Genomic DNA, 17,191 nt, shown 5'->3' on the forward strand with positions numbered 1-17,191 from the left:
TTGCGGTTGCCGCGCAATTCGCGCATCGCGCGCCGCATGCTTGGGCTCGATTTCATCAAGGCGAACCGCGAGACGGTGGAGCGCGCGATCCGGGACAAAGGGGTCGAGCTCGACCTCGATGACCTGCTGGCGCTCGACGCGCAGGTCCGGGCGAGCAAGACCGAGATCGATGCCTTGCGAGCCGAGCGCAATGCCGTCAGCGCAAAGTTCAAGGACGCCTCGCCTGAAGAAAAGGCCGAGCTCGGCCGGAAGGCCAAGGAAGCCGGCGCTCGAGCGTCCCTCATCGAAGGGGAGCTGGCGGACAAGGAAACGGAACTGAAGCAGCTGATGCTCAGGCTTCCGAACGTCCCCTACGAAGGCGCGCCCGTCGGACCCGACGAGAGCTTCAACGCCGTGGTACGCACCGAGGGCGAACTTCCGAAATTCGATTTCGAGCCGCTCGACCACGTCGCCTTGATCGAGCAGAACGACTGGGCGGAACTGAGCCGGATCGTGCAGGTCTCGGGCAGCCGGACCTATTGCCTCAAGGGCCGTCTCGCCATCCTCGAAGCCAAGCTCATGGGCTGGGCATTGCAGCAGATTGCCGGCGCGGGCTTCACGGCGATCACGGTTCCCGCAATCGCCAGGGAGCAGGCATTCCTCAACCAGGGACAGTTTCCGGGCCACCGCGAAGAGACCTACGAGCTTCCGAACGATGACCTGTGGCTCGCGGGAACCGCGGAAGTCGCGCTCACCTCGCTCCATTCCGGCGAGATCATCGATGGCTCGAAGCTGCCGATACTCTACGCAGGGATCTCCCCTTGCTTTCGCCGCGAGGCAGGAAGCGCCGGAAAGGACGTACGGGGGCTCCTCCGCGTCCACCAGTTCCTGAAGGTCGAACAATATGTGATCTGCGAGGCGGACGAAGCGCAGTCCGCAGAGTGGCATTCTACCTTGCTGAGGCTCGCCGAGGGACTGCTGCAGTCGCTTGAGATTCCATACCAGGTCATCGAAACCTCGACCGGCGACATGGGCCTCGGCAAATATCGCATGAACGACATCGAAAGCTGGGTCCCCTCGCTCGGCAAGTATCGCGAGACGCACAGCTGCTCGACACTGCACGACTGGCAGGCGCGGCGCGCGAACATCCGTTACCGTGGAACCGACGGAAAGGTTCGTTTCGCGCACACGCTGAACAACACTGCCCTCGCGAGTCCGCGTATCCTGGTGCCCTTGCTCGAAAATCATCAGACGGCCGATGGCCGCGTTCGCCTGCCCAAGGCGCTGCAAGAGCTGATGGGAGGGGAGTACCTCTGAAGTACCGCTTCGAAGGCGACGACCGCCCGCCTGCCGTTTCAAAGCGCTTTCGCGAGCTCGGCTGGAATTTCGCGCGGGTCGCACGAGGCTTTGGCCCGACGGGTCCAATCGGACCCACGGATGGACCGCCAGCGTTGGTCGTTCCCGGCTTCCTGGCGACCGATCGCACCACCCTGGCGCTGCGCAAGGCGCTCGCGAAAGCGGGCTGGCGCGTGCACGGCTGGGAGATGGGCTGGAACCTCGGCGTGCGCGCCGACACGCTGGAGCGGTTGCGTGACAGGCTCGACGTAATCGGGCACCATCAGCCCATTCTGGTCGTAGGCTGGAGCCTTGGCGGGCTGTTCGCGCGGGAGCTCGCGCGCCTGCTTCCCGATCGCATTCGCGCTGTGGTGACCCTCGGTTCGCCCTTCTCGGGTGACCTGCACCAGAACAATGTCTGGCGCATCTATGAGCTGGTCGCGGGCCACAAGGTCGACGATCCGCCGATCCCACGCATCACCGAGAAGCCTCCGGTGCCGCACCTCGCTTTATGGTCCCGGAAGGATGGATTGATCGCGCCGCGAGCCGCCCGCGGCCTCGACCATGAACGCGACGAGGCCGTCGAGGTGCCGGTCGCGCATATGGCCTTCGGCGTATCTGCGAGGGCCGCACGGCTCGTGGTGCAAGAAATCGAAAGGTTTCTAAAAAAATACGCTTGATTCTAGCGGCTTATTGTTTCGGTAACGCAAAGACGCCATGTTTCCCTGCATGAAGTGGGAACGAACTCCCGCACCGCTAGGCCCCTCTGAAGGGCTGCATCCGGACGATCTTGCACCGCCGGCCTGGCATCGGCTCAGGGAAATAGCCTGGCGATTGCCTCGGATGCTGGCGGGCCTGGGGCCAGTCGGTCCGCGCGGTCCGGAGGACGGCCCGCCGGCGCTGGTCATCCCGGGATTCCTCGCGACCGACCGTACCACGATGGACCTGCGACGAGCGCTCGCGCGGGCGGGATGGCGCGCGCATCCCTGGCTTCTGGGCCTCAACACCGGCGCCAAGCCCGATACGCTCGAGCTTCTCGAAGCGAGGCTGGACGAACTGGCCGACCGGCGGAAAGTGTTGCTGGTGGGGTGGAGCCTCGGCGGCATGTTCGCTCGGCAATTGGCGCACCGCTGCCCAGACAAAGTGCGGGCGGTGGTCACTCTCGGGTCACCCTTCTCCGGCGATCTCAAGACCAACACCAATGTCCGCGAGCTGTACGAGCGGATTGCCGGCCATGACGTCTATGAGCCACCCTTCCCGAACCGGGCGGAGAAACCACCGGTGCCGACGCTCGCTTTGTGGTCGCGCAGGGATGGGATCGTCGCGCCACGAGCAGCGCGCGGCCTGGCGCATGAAGTCGACAAGTCGGTGGAGGTCGACGCTTACCACACCGGATTCGCTATCCACCGTCCGGTGATGAGCCGTGTCGTGGCCGAGATCCGTCTCTTCCTCACCGAGGCCGAGGGCCGCGCTCCCGACCTGCGTCCAATGCCGGAAGCTGATGTAAGCTTCGGGATTCCCAGGATCGCCTGACAGCGCGCGGGCTCCAAAGAGGCCCTTTTGGCTCGCGAAGCGTTCGCACTTGTAACTGTACAGAAAATAGTACATATACAAGTACAAGAATGGAGCATTACAGATGGACGTTGTGACGTACACGGACGCCCGTGCGAACTTGAAGGGAGTCATGGACCGCGTTGTCGATGACAAGACCCAGGTCATTGTAACGCGCCAAAGGGCTGAATCCGTTGTAATGGTGTCCCTGTCCGACTGGAATGCCATTGAGGAGACCCTGCACCTGCTTCGGCGCCCCAACATTGAGCGTCTGCGTGAGTCTATCCGTGCGCTTGATACGGACGGTGGTGAAGAGCACGATATCGTCGAGCCGTGAAGCTCGTTTGGTCTCCCCAGTCGTGGGAAGAATATCAGTACTGGATTGAGAACGACAAAGACGTTCTCAAGAGGATCAATGAACTCATAAAGGAATGTAAGCGGGCTCCCTTCAGGGGAACTGGCAAGCCAGAGCCTTTGAAGGGACCGCTTCAAGGGTGGTGGTCGCGACGAATTACTGGCGAGGATCGCCTTGTGTACCGCGTCCGGGGAAAGGACGATGAGCAGCAGCTCGAAATCGCGCAGTGTAGATACCACTACTAATTCCGACTGACCCACTACCGGGCGAGTCGTACCATTGACTCACGCCCTTGAGTCGCGGGAATAAGAACAAAGAGAGAACAAAAGCGTTGTGAGTCGTGTGGCAAGAGATCTGTCTCTGGTCGCCGGCGGAGCCGTCTCCGCGTCGGGCGCAACTGCTCCTGCGAAGGCAGGAGCCCAGTCCCCTACGTCTTCGGGATTCCTGCTTTCGCCGGAATATTGGAGCTTGCCGCTTCCCCCATCGCCGACGCTTAGCGAACTATTCTCCGCCCATCCGCGTGACGGCGCATGGGCCGGCTTCCTCCTCGCCCAGATCGATACCACCAAACCGATCCTATGGGTCCAGGACCGCATGGCGATCCTCGAATCGGGCCGAGTCCATCCGTCTGGACTACCTTCAAAACAGCTCATCCATATCGAGGCACGTGACGCCCGGGACGCCCTATGGGCGATGGAGGAAGGGGTAAGATGCTCTGCCCTCTCCTGCGTCATCGGCGAATTATGGGGCGATCCCAGTGCCCTCGATTTCACCGCGAGCCGGCGGCTTGCAATGGCATCGGAACGCAGCGGCACGGCGTGCTGGCTGGTGCGGCTCGGCGGGACTGCAAATCTAAGCGGCGCCCGAATGCGCTGGCGCATTGGGAGCGCGCCGTCGCTCATGAACCCGCTCGATCATCGCGCGCCGGGCGTGCCGGCGTGGGATGCCGAGCTGTTCCGCGCTCGCGGCCATCCGCCGGGGCGCTGGGCCGTCGCGCATGAAGCGGGTGCTTTCCATCTGGTTGCCGGGCCTGGCGATCGAACGCTGGGCAAAGACCAGCGATTGTCCGCCTGACACGCCCGTCGTCCTCACCGTCGAAGGAACCCATGGGCCCGTCATTCATGCGGTGACGCGCGCCGCCCGCGAACGCGGAGCTCGGCCAGGCGCGCGGCTGACCGACGCCCGTGCGCTCGATCCGGCGCTTGTTGCGCTTCCCGCCGATCCGGATGGCGATGCAGCCCTCCTGCGGCGGCTCGCGAAATGGGCGGAACGCTGGTCGCCTTTGGTCGAGCTGGACGGCGATGATTCGCTTCGGCTCGACGTCACCGGAGCCGCGCATTTGTTCGGCGGCGAGTCCGCAATGGTTCAGGACATCCGTAGCCGGTTCGCAGGGCTAGGCCTGACGGCACGCATCTCCATTGCTCCCACGGCCGCCGCGGCCTGGGCGCTGGGGCATTATGCGCCGGCTATCTGCCGTGAAGGCGAGATCGGAGCGAAGCTCGGCCCATTGCCGGTTGCAGCGCTTCGACTGCCTGACGAAGCCGTGCGCACGCTGGAACGGCTTGGCCTCAAGTCGATCGAGACCCTGGCGGGGATCGAGCGCCGCGCACTCGCTCGACGCTTCCGGGAAGCCGACAATCCCGTCGATGCCCTGGACCGGGCGCTGGGGCGCAGGGCGGAACCGTTGACCGCTGCGCCGCCGAACCCGCCGCCAAGAGCGCTACTGCGGCTCGAGGAGCCCGCGACGCATCCCGAAGCTCCGATCCAGGCGCTCGACCGGTTGATTCCGAAATTGGTTCGAGAGCTTCAGCAACGACATCTCGGAGCCCGGCGGCTTTCCCTAACCGGATATCGCGTCGACGGGAGCATTGCAGTCGCATCGGTAGCGACCGCCATCGCGAGCCGCGAGCCGAAGCATTTGGCCCGTTTGCTCGCTGACAAGGCCGCGGCACTGAACCCCGAGTTCGGGTTCGACGCCTTTGCGTTGACCGCCGACTGGACTGAAGATCTTGGTGCGGCACAGGATAGCCTGGTCGAAGAGCCCGGCGGCTCACGAGAGCTGGCGCGTCTGGTCGATCGGCTGACGGTGAAGCTGGGATCGCATCGGGTGCGGCGGCCACAGCCCGCGGAAAGCCATCTTCCGGAGCGAGCTAACCGCTGGATCAGTGCCCTGGCGAAAGCGGAACCGATCGAGCCGCAGACGGTGCGCCGCCCTCAACGCCTTCTCGACCGCCCCGAAGCGATTGACGTCATCTACGCCACGCCCGAAGGCCTGCCGCGCCGTTTCGTGTGGCGTCGCGCAGTGCATGACATTGCCCGCGCCGAAGGGCCCGAGAGGATCGCACCCGAATGGTGGCGGCAGCCATCGTCGGCGCGGCTGCGCGATTATTACCGGGTCGAGGACACGAGCGGACGGCGGTACTGGATATACCGCGAAGGGCTCGCCGGCGACGGGCGCGGCGGAGCTCCCAACTGGTTCATCCACGGCCTGTTCGGATGAACGATTTTCACAAAGCTTTCGCCTGATGCCCGAGAAGGAAGGCTTTTCCCGGCTGAAGCTGGTTCGGACCGATGACATGCCTCCGCCACCGACCGCGCGTGCGCCTTATGTGGAGCTGGGTGTCGCCTCGCCCTTTTCCTTCCTGCGCGGAGCGTCGGACGCGATCGAGCTGGTGCTGACGGCGCTTCCGCTCGGCTACGATGCTATCGGCATCGCCGACCGCAACACGCTTGCCGGCGTGGTGCGGATGCACAGCGCTTGCACCGGTGCCGGGATCAGGCCGCTGATCGGCTGCCGCCTCGACCTCGCTGATGCGCCGAGCCTGCTCGCTTACCCGATCGACCGCGAGGGCTATGGCCCCCTCTCGCGCTTGCTGAGTCTTGGCAAGATGCGCGCCGAAAAAGGCGAATGCGTGCTGAGTCTGGCCGACGTCGCGGCGCACGCCGAGGGCATCGCCTTCATTGCCTGGCCAAAGGACGATCTCGACGTCTTCGAAACGGAGCTGCCGCGGCTTCGTGACGCCATTCCATCGCTGCGCCACATCGCGACGGCATATCTTTATCGCGGAGTCGATGTTGCGCGCATCGAGCGACTGGATCGCATGGCGCGGGCGCATGGCTGCACCATCCTTGCAACCAACGACGTCCATTATCACGCTCCCGACCGGCGCCCGTTGCAGGATGTCGTCACCTGCATCCGCGAAAAAGTGACGATCGCAACAGCTGGATATCTGCTCAATCCGAATGCGGAGCGGCACCTGAAGTCGCCCGAAGAGATGGCGCGGCTATTCGCGCGCTGGCCGCATGCGATCTCGGCAACACGCGGATTCGCCGACGCGCTGCAATTCAGCCTGGACGAGCTTCGCTACGAATATCCCCGGGAGACGGTGCCCGAAGGGCGAACGCCGCAGCAGCATCTCGAGCATCTGACCTGGGAGGGCGCCCGGTCCCGCTGGCCGGATGGAATTCCGGACAAGGTGCTGAGCCAGCTCCGCTATGAGCTGCCGCTGATCGAGAAGCTCGACTTCGCGCGCTATTTCCTGACCGTCCACGACATCGTCGCCTTCGCGCGAGGGCTCGACCCGCCGATCCTGTGCCAGGGCCGCGGGTCGGCCGCGAACAGCGCCGTCTGCTTCTGCCTCGGCATCACCGCCGTCGACCCGGCGACCAGCGACCTGCTGTTCGAGCGCTTCATTTCGGAGGAACGCCGCGAGCCGCCCGACATCGACGTCGATTTCGAGCATGAGCGGCGCGAGGAGGTCATCCAGCACATTTACGAAAAATATGGGCGCGATCGCGCCGGCATCGCCGCGACGGTCATCCACTATCGCCCACGCTCGGCGATCCGCGAGGTCGGCAAGGTGATGGGCCTGTCCGAGGACATATGCGCGGCGCTCGCCTCCACCATCTGGGGCAGCATGGACCCCGAGCTCGAAGACGCGCGGGCGAACGACGCGGGCCTCGACCTCAGCGACCCGCACCTGAGGCGAACGATGAAGCTGGCCGAGCAGCTGATCGGCATGCCCCGCCATCTCTCGCAGCATGTCGGGGGATTCATCCTGACCGAGCGCCTGCTGACCGAGACGGTGCCGATCGGCAATGGCGCGATGGACGACCGCACCTTCATCGAATGGGATAAGGACGACATCGAGGAGCTCGGAATCCTCAAGATCGACGTGCTCGCGCTCGGAATGCTGACCTGCATCCGCAAATGCTTCGACCTGATCGAGCAGCACCATAACGAGCTGTGGGATCTGGCGACCGTCCCGCCCGAGGTGCCCGAGGTCTACGACATGCTGTGCCGAGGGGACTCGCTCGGCGTCTTCCAGGTCGAAAGCCGGGCGCAGATGAACATGCTGCCGAGGCTCAAGCCGCGCTGCTTCTACGACCTGGTCATCGAGGTTGCGATCGTCCGTCCCGGTCCGATCCAGGGCGACATGGTCCACCCCTATCTGAAGCGGAGGTCCGGCAAGGAGCCGGTGACCTTCCCCTGCCCCGATCCGGCGCATGGTCCGCCTGACGAGCTGGAGCGGATCCTCGGCCGAACCCTCGGCGTGCCCATCTTCCAGGAGCAGGCGATGAAGATCGCGCTCGATGCCGCAAAGTTCAGCTCCGAAGAGGCCAACCAGCTTCGCAAGGCGATGGCCACCTTCCGCAGCAGGGGGAATATCGAAGTCCTGCAGGACAAGATGGTCGGGCGCATGGTTGAAAGGGGCTACGATCCGGCATTCGCCCAGCGCTGCTTCGACCAGATCAAGGGTTTCGGAGAATATGGCTTCCCCGAAAGCCACGCGGCCAGCTTCGCCCACCTGGTTTATGTGTCGAGCTGGCTCAGGTGGCGTTACCCCGCGGCATTCGCCTGCGCACTCCTGAACTCGCAGCCGATGGGTTTCTACGCGCCGGCGCAAATCGTTCGCGACGCGCGAGAGCATGGCGTCGAGGTCCGCGAAATCGACGTCAATCATAGCGATTGGGACTGCACGCTGGAGCAAGGCACGCTTCGCCTCGGACTGCGCCAGATCGATGGGCTGCAGCGGGACGCTGCCGATCGACTGGTTTCGCGCCGCCCCTATGATTCAGTCGAGGAATTGCGCAGCCGAGCAAAGATTCCGGTTCATGCGATCCAGCGCCTCGCGGCCGCGGATGCGTTCCGTTCGATGGGCCTGGATCGCCGCGCAGCGCTGTGGGATTCGCGGGCTCTCAAGCAGGCCCCTGACCTGCCGCTCTTCACTTATGCCGAAGAGCGCGACGAAGGGACGGAAGCGGAACCGGTACAGCTCCCGGTCATGCCACTCTCAGAGCATGTGGTGAACGATTACCAGACCATCCGACTAAGCCTCAAAGCCCATCCGATGCGCTTCCTTCGCGAGCATTATACCGCGAGGAAATTCATCACGGCCGATCAGCTCAAGACCATCCGCGACGGCAAGCGCCTGTCGATTGCAGGCCTCGTCCTCATTCGACAGCGGCCCGGCAGCGCCAAGGGCGTCGTCTTCATCACTATCGAGGACGAGACCGGCGTCGCCAACCTGGTCGTCTGGCCGGATGTGTTCGAAAAGCAGCGCAAGATCGTGATGGGCGCACGCCTGATGGCCGTCCACGGCATCATCCAGCGCGATGAGGACAGCAATGTGATCCACGTCGTGGCGCGGCATCTCGAGGATCATAGCGGCATGCTTCGACACCTGAGCGATTCAGAGATGCCCTCTACCCTGTCGCAAGGCGACGGGGCCGGAAGCTGGCGCCCGCCCGGGTCGCGGCACCCGCGCGATGTCGAAGTCATACCGAAAAGTCGGGATTTTCATTAAGTCAAAGCCGGCCCAAGCGACCAGCCACAGAGAGGAACGCCGACCCGTTGCCCGAACCAGATCAACCGCCCACGTTCATCAAGCGGCAATGTCACGGCGCGATTCTTGCCGCAAAGTTTGCCTAAGAACATGAGCATGAAACGGATTCTGACCAAGATCGCTCTCGTCGCCTTGGCTGCCACGGTGCCCGTCACCGCGTCTGCACAAGCGGCGCTCGAAGGACATTGGAAAAACGGCAAAGGCAGCGTCGTCGTGCGCGTAGCTCCGTGCGGCAATGCCTATTGCGGCACCGTCGTGGAGGCGTCGGAGAAAGCCAAGGCGGGCGCGCGCAAGGGCGGGACCAGCAACCTGATTGGTACGCGGATCCTGTCCAACCTGCGACAAGCCGGTGACAATGTGTACAAGGGACAGGCTTTCGAGCCGAAGCGCAACATCCGCGCTCCCGCAACCATCCGATTGATCAATCCGAACACGCTCCAGGTGAAGGGCTGTGCAATTGCCGGCATGCTGCTCTGCAAGGAGCAGCGCTGGACGCGCGTCAGCTGAGCGCGAAACCGTCCCCGACGCTAACTCCGCCGAGCACGAGTTGCTGCAGCGCTGCCATGTCGTCGGCCCAATAGCGGTCTGAGCCGAAACGCGGCGTAACGCTGCGAACCTTCGCGTGAATCTTCTGCAGCTTGGCGCTGGTTTTGAGCGGTGCGTGGAAGTCGATGCCCTGCGCGGCGGCGATCAATTCGACAGCAATCACCCCTGCGGCGTTCCGCGCAATCTGCACCGCTTTTCGCCCAGCGATCGGCGCCATCGAGACGTGATCTTCCTGGCCTGCTGAAGTCGGGATCGAATCGACGCTGGCCGGGAACGCAAGGCTCTTGTTCTCGCTGACCAGGGCGGCCGCCGTGACTTGCGGAATCATCAGGCCGGAGTTCGCGCCGCTGTCCTCGGTCAGGAAGGGCGGAAGGCCGCTCATCTTCGGATCGACCAGGACGCTCGTGCGCCTTTCGCTAAGCGATCCGACCTCGCACAGCGCCATTGCGATCGTGTCGGCCGCAAACGCGACCGGCTGGGCATGGAAGTTGCCGCCCGAAATGGCGACATCCTCATCGGGAAACAGGATCGGGTTATCGGTCACTGCGCCAGCTTCGATCGTCAGGGTCCGCGCGGCGTTCTGAAGGAGGTCGAGCGCAGCCCCCATCACCTGCGGCTGGCACCGGAAACTGTACGGATCCTGCACCTTGGGACAGCCGCTCTTGTGGCTGGCGAGGATTTCGCTGCCGTCGAGCAGGGCGTGGAGGATTGCGGCGACACGGATTTGACCCGGCTGCCCGCGCAATTCGGAAATGCGCGGATCGAACGGCTTGGACGAGCCCTTGAGCGCGTCGACCGATAGGGCGCCCGCAGCTAGTGCGGCGGCGAACACGCGCTCACCTAGGAAAAGCGCATCGAGCGCGATTGCCGTTGAAGCCTGCGTGCCATTTATGAGCGCGAGGCCTTCCTTCGGGCCGAGCTCCAGCGGCGCCATCCCCAACTTTTGCAGCGCTTCCTCGGCGGGCATCGCAATGCCGGTCACATCGATGCTTCCGTGGCCCATGAGGGCCGCGGTCATATGGGCGAGAGGAGCGAGGTCGCCGCTTGCGCCCACGCTGCCCTGCGATGGAATGACCGGCATGGCATCCTTGTCGAGCAGCGCATGCAGGGCCTCGATGACGATCGGGCGAACGCCTGAATGCCCGCGCCCGAGGCCGAGCAACTTGAGCAGGATCATAAGCCTCGTGACGTGACGCGGAAGCGGTTCTCCGAGTCCCGCGCTATGCGACAGGATCAAGTTGGTCTGGAGCTCGGCTAGACGCTCATCTGGAATGCGCGTGTTGGCGAGCAGGCCGAAGCCGGTGTTCACGCCATAGACCGTCTCGCCGCCCGCAACGATGCGATCGACGGAGGCGGCGGCAGTTGCGACACGCTGCATCGAGGCGTCGTCGAGCCGCGCATCAGTGCCGATCCACAGCAGACGAAGCTGTTCTAGTGAGACGCTCGTCGGATCCAGCTTCACGCCTTCACCATCGGCAAATCCAGCCCCTGCTCGCGCGCGCAATCGATCGCGATCGCATAGCCCGCGTCCGCGTGCCGCATGACGCCGGTCCCGGGATCGTTCCACAACACGCGTTCGAGCCGTCGCGCGGCATCGTCCGTCCCGTCGGCGACGATCACCATTCCGCTATGCTGCGAATATCCCATGCCTACGCCGCCGCCGTGATGCAGCGACACCCAGGTTGCGCCGGAAGCAGTGTTAAGCAGCGCATTGAGCAATGGCCAGTCGGACACGACGTCGCTTCCGTCCTGCATGCTTTCCGTCTCGCGGTTGGGCGAAGCCACCGAGCCGCTGTCGAGATGATCGCGGCCAATCACGATCGGCGCCGACACCTCGCCGCTCCGAACCATCTCGTTGAACGCCAGGCCGAGCCTGTGGCGCTGGCCCAGTCCGACCCAGCAAATGCGCGCAGGCAGGCCCTGAAATGCGATGCGTTCGCGCGCCATGTCGAGCCAGCGGTGAAGGTGGGGATCGTCCGGAATCAGCTCCTTCACGCGCTGGTCGGTGCGGTAGATGTCTTCCGGATCCCCCGACAGAGCCGCCCACCGGAAGGGACCAATCCCTCGGCAGAAGAGCGGTCGCACATAGGCCGGGACGAAGCCCGGAAAGTCGAATGCATGCTCGACGCCCATGTCTTTGGCTTCCTGCCGGATGTTGTTGCCATAATCGAAGGTCGGGACTCCCATCTCCCTGTAGGCGAGCATCGCTTCGACGTGGGTCGCCATCGACTCCCGGGCAGCCGCGGCGACCGCGGCGGGATCGCGTTCCCGCATTTCCTGCCAGTGAGCGACGCTCCATCCGGCCGGACAATAGCCATTGGCCGGATCGTGTGCGCTCGTCTGGTCGGTAAGCGCATCCGGCCGGATATCGCGCTTGATCATCTCGGGCAGGACTTCGGCTGCATTCCCGAGCAGCCCCACGCTGGTCGGTTCTTCCGCCGTGCGGATGATCTCCAGCGCTTCGTCAATGCTCGTCGCGCGCCGGTCGAGGTACCGTGTCTCCAGCCTTTTTTCGATGCGGCTTTCCTGAACCTCGATGGCAATGCAATGCGCACCGGCCATCACTGCCGCCAACGGCTGCGCGCCACCCATTCCCCCGAGCCCGGCGGTGAGGATCCAGCGGCCCTTTAGGTCCCCGCCATAATGCTGGCGGCCCATCTCCGCGAACGTCTCATATGTCCCTTGGACGATGCCTTGCGTGCCGATGTAGATCCAGCTGCCGGCGGTCATCTGGCCGTACATCATGAGCCCGGCGCGATCGAGTTGGTTGAAGCACTCCCAGGTGGCCCATTTGGGAACGATGTTCGAGTTGGCGATCAGTACCCGCGGCGCATCCTTGTGCGTGCGGAACACGCCCACCGGTTTGCCCGACTGGACGAGGAGAGTCTGGTCGTCCTCAAGCCGCTCCAGTGTCTCGACGATCTTGTCGAAGCATTCCCAATTGCGCGCGGCGCGGCCGATCCCGCCATACACCACGAGGCTTTGCGGATCCTCGGCGACCTCGTCGTCGAGATTGTTCATCAGCATTCGGACCGCAGCTTCTGTCGCCCAGCTCTTCGCCACGATATCGCTTCCGCGGCGCGCGCGAATGTGACGGCTGTTGTCGCGTCTGCTCATCTGTTCTGTGGCGCTCAGTTGTCGATACCCCCAAAAATTCGCCGCTCGGGACCTGGGAGGCCGACCCAATAGCCGAGCTCGGCGATAGATTCGATCCGCCAGACGGCCAGGTCCGCCTGCTTGCCCGCTGCAACGCTGCCTACGGCATAGGCCAGACCAAGCGCGCGAGCCGCGTTTATCGTCATTCCCGCAAGCGCCTCTTCGGGCGTCAGGCCGAAGAAAGTGCAAGCCATGTTCATCGCCAAGGTGGGCGAGAGCATTGGTGAGGTCCCAGGATTGCAATCCGTGGCCACCGCCATCGGCACCTTATGCCTGCGCAGCAGAGCAACGGGCGGCTTCTTCTCCTCCTGCAGAGCATAGAAAGCGCCGGGAAGCAGGACTGCGACCGTGCCGGCTGCCGCCAACGCCTTGGCCCCCGCCTCGTCGAGATGTTCCAGGTGGTCGGCGGAAAGCGCGCGATATTGCGCCGCGAGCGCCGCCCCATGCTGGTTCGAGAGCTGCTCGGCGTGAAGTCGCACACGCAGCCCGTGGTGGGCGGCGGCCTTGAACAGGCGCTCAACTTCCTCAGGCGTGAATGCGATGGTGTCGCAAAAAGCGTCGACGCTTGTGGCCAGCCCCTGCTTCGCGGCGGCGGGTATCAGCTTGTCGACGATCTCGCCGACATAATGCGCTCGTCGGTCGCGCTGGTCGGCAGGCAGCGCATGGAGCGCAAGCAAAGTGGGCGCGATCCGCACCGGTTCGTTTTTCCCGAGCTCCGCGGCGATCTTTAGCAATCGAAGCTCACTGTCAGGATCGAGGCCGTATCCCGACTTGATTTCGATCGTCGTGCAGCCCCCAGCCATCAACGCATGGAGACGGCGCCGGCTCTGCTCAAGCAAGGCCTCGTCGGAAGCGGCGGCCGTCTGCTTCACCGTCGACGCTATCCCACCGCCGGTCTTAGCTATTTCCTCGTAGCTCGCCCCCGCGCGGCGCATCGCATGTTCGTCGGCCCGTGTGCCGCCGAAGACGAGGTGCGTATGGCAATCGATCAGCCCGGGCGTGACCCACGCGCCGCCAAAAGCATCAACCTGCTTGGCGCGGAAGCCAGCAAGCTCGGTGCGTTTTCCGACTCGCACGACCTTCCCGTCGGCAATGCCGATGGCCGCATTCTCGATGAGCCCGAGCGGATTGCCCGGCCTTTCTTCGAATGTAGCGACATTGCAGTCGACGAGGAGCCGGTCCCACATGCGCGTCGCCTTAGGCGAGCACTGCTGCTAGCGTCAAAGCGATGGCGGGCTGGCCCAACCTTTCCGAGCTCCTTTCAGCCGATCATGTCGACGCCCGCGTCGGTTTTGTCGGCGCGCCGCTCGCCGCGGGCTCTGTCACTCCGGGCCGATGCGACCTTGCGCCCCAGCTGCTGCGTCAGACGCTGCGGCGAATGGGACGCTACGACGTCGAAACCGGCCGCGACTTGCAAATGGAGGTCGCCGACCGAGGCGATGTCGACATTGCGGGCCTCAGCATCGAGGACGCCACCCCGATCATCTGCGACGCAGTCGGTGCAAGCGCAGTCAGTCATGCGCTGACGCTTCTCATTGGCGGAAACAACGCCGTGACGCGACCCGCCGTCCTGGGCCTTGGCGTACCCCTCGGCCAGGTCGGGCTGATCACGCTGGACGCGCATTTCGATATGCGTGACCTCGATGCGGGGCTTGGCAACGGCAATCCGGTGCGCGCGCTTATCGAGGACGGTCTGCCCGGAGCGAACATCGCGCAGGTCGGTATCGCGCCGTTCGCAAACAGCGCCAGGATGCATCAGGACGCGCTCGCCGCCGGCAATCTCGTCGTCACCATCGGAGAAGTCTTCAGCGACGGTATATCCGGCGCGGTCGAGCGCGCGCTCGACCATGTGTCACATTGCACTTTGCTCGTGGTTGATTGTGACATCGACGTCATCGACCGGTCGCAGTTCCCCGCGGCGCCGGGGGCACGTCCCGGGGGCATGGCCGTGCGCGATTTCTTCGCTGCAGTACGACAGCTTGCATGCGACCCGCGTGTGCGCGTGATCGATCTCACCGAGTGGGATCCGCCTTTGGACTCTACCGACCTCAGCGCCTTGACTGCCGCCCGCTGGGTCGCCGAGTGCCTTGCCGGTTTCGAGAGCCGCTAGGACTGTAAGGCGACACCGTAGCCCTGCTCCACGCGTTAGCGTCCCGCAAGCGGAGATCATCATCCATCTCGATTGCCACTTCATGCGCCATCCGCGCGAGAGGATGCAGCGTCGGGGACGACGATCTCGGCAGGCTGCTCAATAAGGAGCGGCCTCCGCTCGTCTAAGATGGCGTATCGAACAAGCTCTTCATCTGCCGAATAATTCATCGAGCTCGGATGGCTTGAGCTCGGGGGCGAGCTGGTCGAAGGTGCACTGCGCCGGGTCCTTGTCCGGCCGCCAGCGCACGAAGCCGGTGCCATGGCGGAACCGGCGGCCGGTCACCTGGTCGTAGCGCACCTCGACGACCAGCTCGGTCTTTAGCGGCTGCCACTCGGCGGAGCGCGCGGTCGCCCACCGGCTGGGGCCGCCCGGTGCATCTCCGGTGAACCCGGGAGGCTTTATAAGGCTCTCTAGCTTCTTGGTCAGCGCCGGCCTGTCTTCCGCCTTCAGCGCGGATGTGAATCCAACATGGTGCAGCAACCCCGCCGAATCGTAGAGCCCGAGAAGCAGCGATCCGACTTCCTTCTTCTTTTCCGCGTAGCGGAAGCCCCCGACGACGCAGTCCGCAGTGCGCTGTTGCTTCACCTTGATCATCGCTCGCTCGCCTGACCGATATTCAAGGCCGGTCCGCTTCGCGATGACACCGTCGAGCGCTCCGCCGCTGCCCTTCAGCCAAGCGAGCGCCGTGTCACGGTCGCTCGTCACCGGCGAGAGATGAAGGCCGGCACGCGCATTGTTCTTGTAAAAGCGTTCGAGCGCAGCGCGACGCAGCGCGAGCGGCTCGCCGACCAAGGACCTTCCATCGAGTTCGAGCAAATCGAACAGCATCAGCTCGGCTGGCGTTTCGGTGCTGAGTTTTCGGATGCGGCTTTCGGCCGGGTGCAGCCTGAGCTGAAGCGCGTCAAAGGATAAGGAATCGTCGACCGAGATGATCAGCTCGCCGTCGAGCAGGAAGTCGTCGCGCGCCAGCCGGCGCAGCATCTCGGTGACTTCGGGGAAATAGCGCGCGAGCGGCTTGCCCGACTTCGACGTCAAAGTGACTTCATTCCCATCTCGCCTGGCCAGGCAGCGAAATCCGTCCCACTTGGGCTCGAATTGCCACCCCTCGCCGTCCGGCAGCTCGGATGCGAGCAACGCCTCCATCGGAGAGATTTGCGCGCTGCGCCTGGCCATTTGCAGACAATTCGCTGGTCCCTGCAGTCGTTCCCGTTGCGCGACGACGCGCGGCTGTTACCTATCGGCTAAAGGGGAGGCCACAACATGAAGGTAAATCCGCAAGTCGAAGCCGCGACCGCTCGCTACATCGACAGCCTTGGAACGGACGCTCTTCAAAAGGCGCATGATTATACGGTCGGCGGACATTGGCTGCTGCTCTGGGGCCTGCTCGTCTCGGCGATCGTCACCTGGCTGATCGTCCGCTCGGGTCTGCTTGACCGGATCGATCGTAAGTTTGCCGAGCGCCGCGCCAATCTGCGGGCCTTCGTGGTCAGCGCGATCTTCTTCCTCGTCTCCGGTTTGCTGACGATTCCGTGGACGATCTATTCGAGCTGGTACCGGGAGCGCGGCTATGGGCGCACTAGCCAGCCGCTCGGGGACTTCCTTTTGCAGGGAGGGATCTCCCTCGTCATCAGCACGCTCCTCGGCGCGATCTTCCTTATGGGCGTCTATTGGCTGATCCGTCGAACCGGAAAGCGCTGGTGGCTGTGGTCCGGCGGGCTGACTGCGGTGGCTCTTGCAGTGATCCTGTTGCTCGCGCCGGTCCTGATCGAACCCTTGTTCAACCGCTATGAGGCGGTGCCGGCCGGTCCCGTGCGCGATGCCGTGGTTGAGATGGCCGGCCGCGCCGGAATCCCCGCGAACAAGATCTACATGTACAACGGCTCTCGCCAATCCAACAATTTCACGGCCAATGCCGGCGGCGTTGGAAGCACCGCTCGCGTCGCCATCTCCGACGTAGCCTTCAAGAATGCGACGCTGGATGAAGTGCGGGCGGTCACCGGCCACGAGATCGGCCATTATGTGCTCAAGCACAGCTGGCAGGGCCTGGTGTTCTTCTCGATCGCGGCGGTCGTCCTGTTCTGGCTGGCGGACCTGCTGTTCCCGCGATTCGCGCGGGTGTTCGGATCGAGCGCGTCAATTGGCGACCCGCGCGGGGTTGCCGTTCTGATGTTCATGGTCGGCCTCTTCGCGCTTCTGGTGAGCCCTCTGTTCAATGCATTCAGCCGCACCCGCGAAAGCCAAGCGGATCTTTACTCGTTGCAGACCGAGAAT

General features: G+C 64.0%; 15 protein-coding genes (1 of these 15 cut by a window edge). 11 read left to right on the forward strand and 4 right to left on the reverse strand.

Annotated elements, in window-relative coordinates; all coding sequences use genetic code 11:
* Window positions 1-6 precede the first annotated feature (6 nt).
* From serS to LZ538_RS12200, 9 genes are all read left to right on the forward strand, one after another.
* On the forward strand, window positions 7-1,296 hold the full coding sequence (gene serS, locus LZ538_RS12160) for a serine--tRNA ligase (RefSeq protein WP_249832300.1): 1,290 nt from the start codon (window positions 7-9) through the stop codon (window positions 1,294-1,296).
* 134 nt (window positions 1,297-1,430) lie between these two features.
* The gene (locus tag LZ538_RS12165) at window positions 1,431-1,994 is read left to right on the forward strand and encodes an alpha/beta hydrolase (protein ID WP_249832301.1); all 564 of its coding nucleotides are present in this window, start codon (window positions 1,431-1,433) and stop codon (window positions 1,992-1,994) included.
* A gap of 163 nt (window positions 1,995-2,157) precedes the next feature.
* Entirely contained in the window at window positions 2,158-2,847 is a 690-nt protein-coding gene (locus LZ538_RS12170; protein ID WP_249832475.1) for an alpha/beta hydrolase family protein, read from the forward strand.
* A 103-nt stretch (window positions 2,848-2,950) separates the two neighbouring features.
* Window positions 2,951-3,202, forward strand: coding sequence for a type II toxin-antitoxin system Phd/YefM family antitoxin (locus tag LZ538_RS12175; protein ID WP_249832302.1), 252 nt, complete (start codon window positions 2,951-2,953; stop codon window positions 3,200-3,202).
* Window positions 3,199-3,465, forward strand: coding sequence for a Txe/YoeB family addiction module toxin (locus tag LZ538_RS12180; RefSeq protein ID WP_249832303.1), 267 nt, complete (start codon window positions 3,199-3,201; stop codon window positions 3,463-3,465). The genes LZ538_RS12175 and LZ538_RS12180 overlap by 4 nt, the downstream gene beginning before the upstream one ends.
* 97 nt (window positions 3,466-3,562) lie before the next feature.
* Window positions 3,563-4,294, forward strand: a complete 732-nt coding sequence (locus LZ538_RS12185; protein ID WP_249832304.1) for an ImuA family protein — start codon at window positions 3,563-3,565, stop codon at window positions 4,292-4,294.
* The gene (locus tag LZ538_RS12190; protein ID WP_249832305.1) at window positions 4,218-5,720 is read left to right on the forward strand and encodes a DNA polymerase Y family protein; all 1,503 of its coding nucleotides are present in this window, start codon (window positions 4,218-4,220) and stop codon (window positions 5,718-5,720) included. The genes LZ538_RS12185 and LZ538_RS12190 overlap by 77 nt, the downstream gene beginning before the upstream one ends.
* A 25-nt stretch (window positions 5,721-5,745) precedes the next feature.
* On the forward strand, window positions 5,746-9,027 hold the full coding sequence (locus LZ538_RS12195; RefSeq protein ID WP_430741984.1) for an error-prone DNA polymerase: 3,282 nt from the start codon (window positions 5,746-5,748) through the stop codon (window positions 9,025-9,027).
* 135 nt (window positions 9,028-9,162) lie between these two features.
* The gene (locus LZ538_RS12200) at window positions 9,163-9,573 is read left to right on the forward strand and encodes a DUF2147 domain-containing protein (RefSeq protein ID WP_249832306.1); all 411 of its coding nucleotides are present in this window, start codon (window positions 9,163-9,165) and stop codon (window positions 9,571-9,573) included.
* On the opposite strand, the gene hutH is transcribed toward LZ538_RS12200, so the two are convergent.
* From hutH to hutI, 3 genes are read right to left on the reverse strand one after another with little or no spacing between them, the layout of a single operon-like run.
* A complete protein-coding gene (gene hutH, locus LZ538_RS12205) occupies window positions 9,566-11,074 on the reverse strand; it encodes a histidine ammonia-lyase (RefSeq protein WP_249832307.1) in 1,509 nt (502 codons plus the stop codon). The genes LZ538_RS12200 and hutH overlap by 8 nt on opposite strands.
* Entirely contained in the window at window positions 11,071-12,729 is a 1,659-nt protein-coding gene (gene hutU, locus LZ538_RS12210) for a urocanate hydratase (protein WP_249832308.1), read from the reverse strand. Before hutU ends, hutH begins: the two co-directional genes overlap by 4 nt.
* 14 nt (window positions 12,730-12,743) lie before the next feature.
* Window positions 12,744-13,955, reverse strand: a complete 1,212-nt coding sequence (hutI, locus tag LZ538_RS12215) for an imidazolonepropionase (RefSeq protein ID WP_249832309.1) — start codon at window positions 13,953-13,955, stop codon at window positions 12,744-12,746.
* A gap of 41 nt (window positions 13,956-13,996) precedes the next feature.
* Between hutI and LZ538_RS12220 the strand changes: the two genes are divergently transcribed.
* Window positions 13,997-14,878, forward strand: coding sequence for an arginase family protein (locus LZ538_RS12220; protein ID WP_249832310.1), 882 nt, complete (start codon window positions 13,997-13,999; stop codon window positions 14,876-14,878).
* Window positions 14,879-15,067: 189 nt separating this feature from the next.
* Here the strand turns inward: LZ538_RS12220 and LZ538_RS12225 are convergent, their stop codons facing one another.
* On the reverse strand, window positions 15,068-16,093 hold the full coding sequence (locus tag LZ538_RS12225) for an ATP-dependent DNA ligase (protein ID WP_249832311.1): 1,026 nt from the start codon (window positions 16,091-16,093) through the stop codon (window positions 15,068-15,070).
* 87 nt (window positions 16,094-16,180) lie between these two features.
* Between LZ538_RS12225 and LZ538_RS12230 the strand changes: the two genes are divergently transcribed.
* Window positions 16,181-17,191: the 5' portion of a M48 family metallopeptidase gene (locus LZ538_RS12230; RefSeq protein WP_249832312.1), read on the forward strand. Its footprint extends 159 nt past the window's final position; 1,011 of the gene's 1,170 nt are visible here — the first part of the coding sequence; it begins with the start codon at window positions 16,181-16,183; its stop codon lies off the right edge, out of view.

Source organism: Sphingomonas hankyongi, assembly GCF_023516575.1.
GTDB classification, from domain to species: Bacteria; Pseudomonadota; Alphaproteobacteria; order Sphingomonadales; family Sphingomonadaceae; genus Sphingomicrobium; species Sphingomicrobium hankyongi.

Bases quoted from the DNA above. Each gene is read 5' to 3' on its own strand.
- hutI (WP_249832309.1), bottom strand. From the start codon at position 13,955: ATGTGGGACCGGCTCCTCGTCGACTGCAATGTCGCTACATTCGAAGAA.
- LZ538_RS12225 (WP_249832311.1), bottom strand. From the start codon at position 16,093: ATGGCCAGGCGCAGCGCGCAAATCTCTCCGATGGAGGCGTTGCTCGCA.
- LZ538_RS12220 (WP_249832310.1), top strand. From the start codon at position 13,997: ATGGCGGGCTGGCCCAACCTTTCCGAGCTCCTTTCAGCCGATCATGTC.
- LZ538_RS12190 (WP_249832305.1), top strand. From the start codon at position 4,218: ATGAAGCGGGTGCTTTCCATCTGGTTGCCGGGCCTGGCGATCGAACGC.
- LZ538_RS12195 (WP_430741984.1), top strand. From the start codon at position 5,746: ATGCCCGAGAAGGAAGGCTTTTCCCGGCTGAAGCTGGTTCGGACCGAT.
- LZ538_RS12200 (WP_249832306.1), top strand. From the start codon at position 9,163: ATGAAACGGATTCTGACCAAGATCGCTCTCGTCGCCTTGGCTGCCACG.
- LZ538_RS12170 (WP_249832475.1), top strand. From the start codon at position 2,158: ATGCTGGCGGGCCTGGGGCCAGTCGGTCCGCGCGGTCCGGAGGACGGC.
- hutU (WP_249832308.1), bottom strand. From the start codon at position 12,729: ATGAGCAGACGCGACAACAGCCGTCACATTCGCGCGCGCCGCGGAAGC.
- LZ538_RS12175 (WP_249832302.1), top strand. From the start codon at position 2,951: ATGGACGTTGTGACGTACACGGACGCCCGTGCGAACTTGAAGGGAGTC.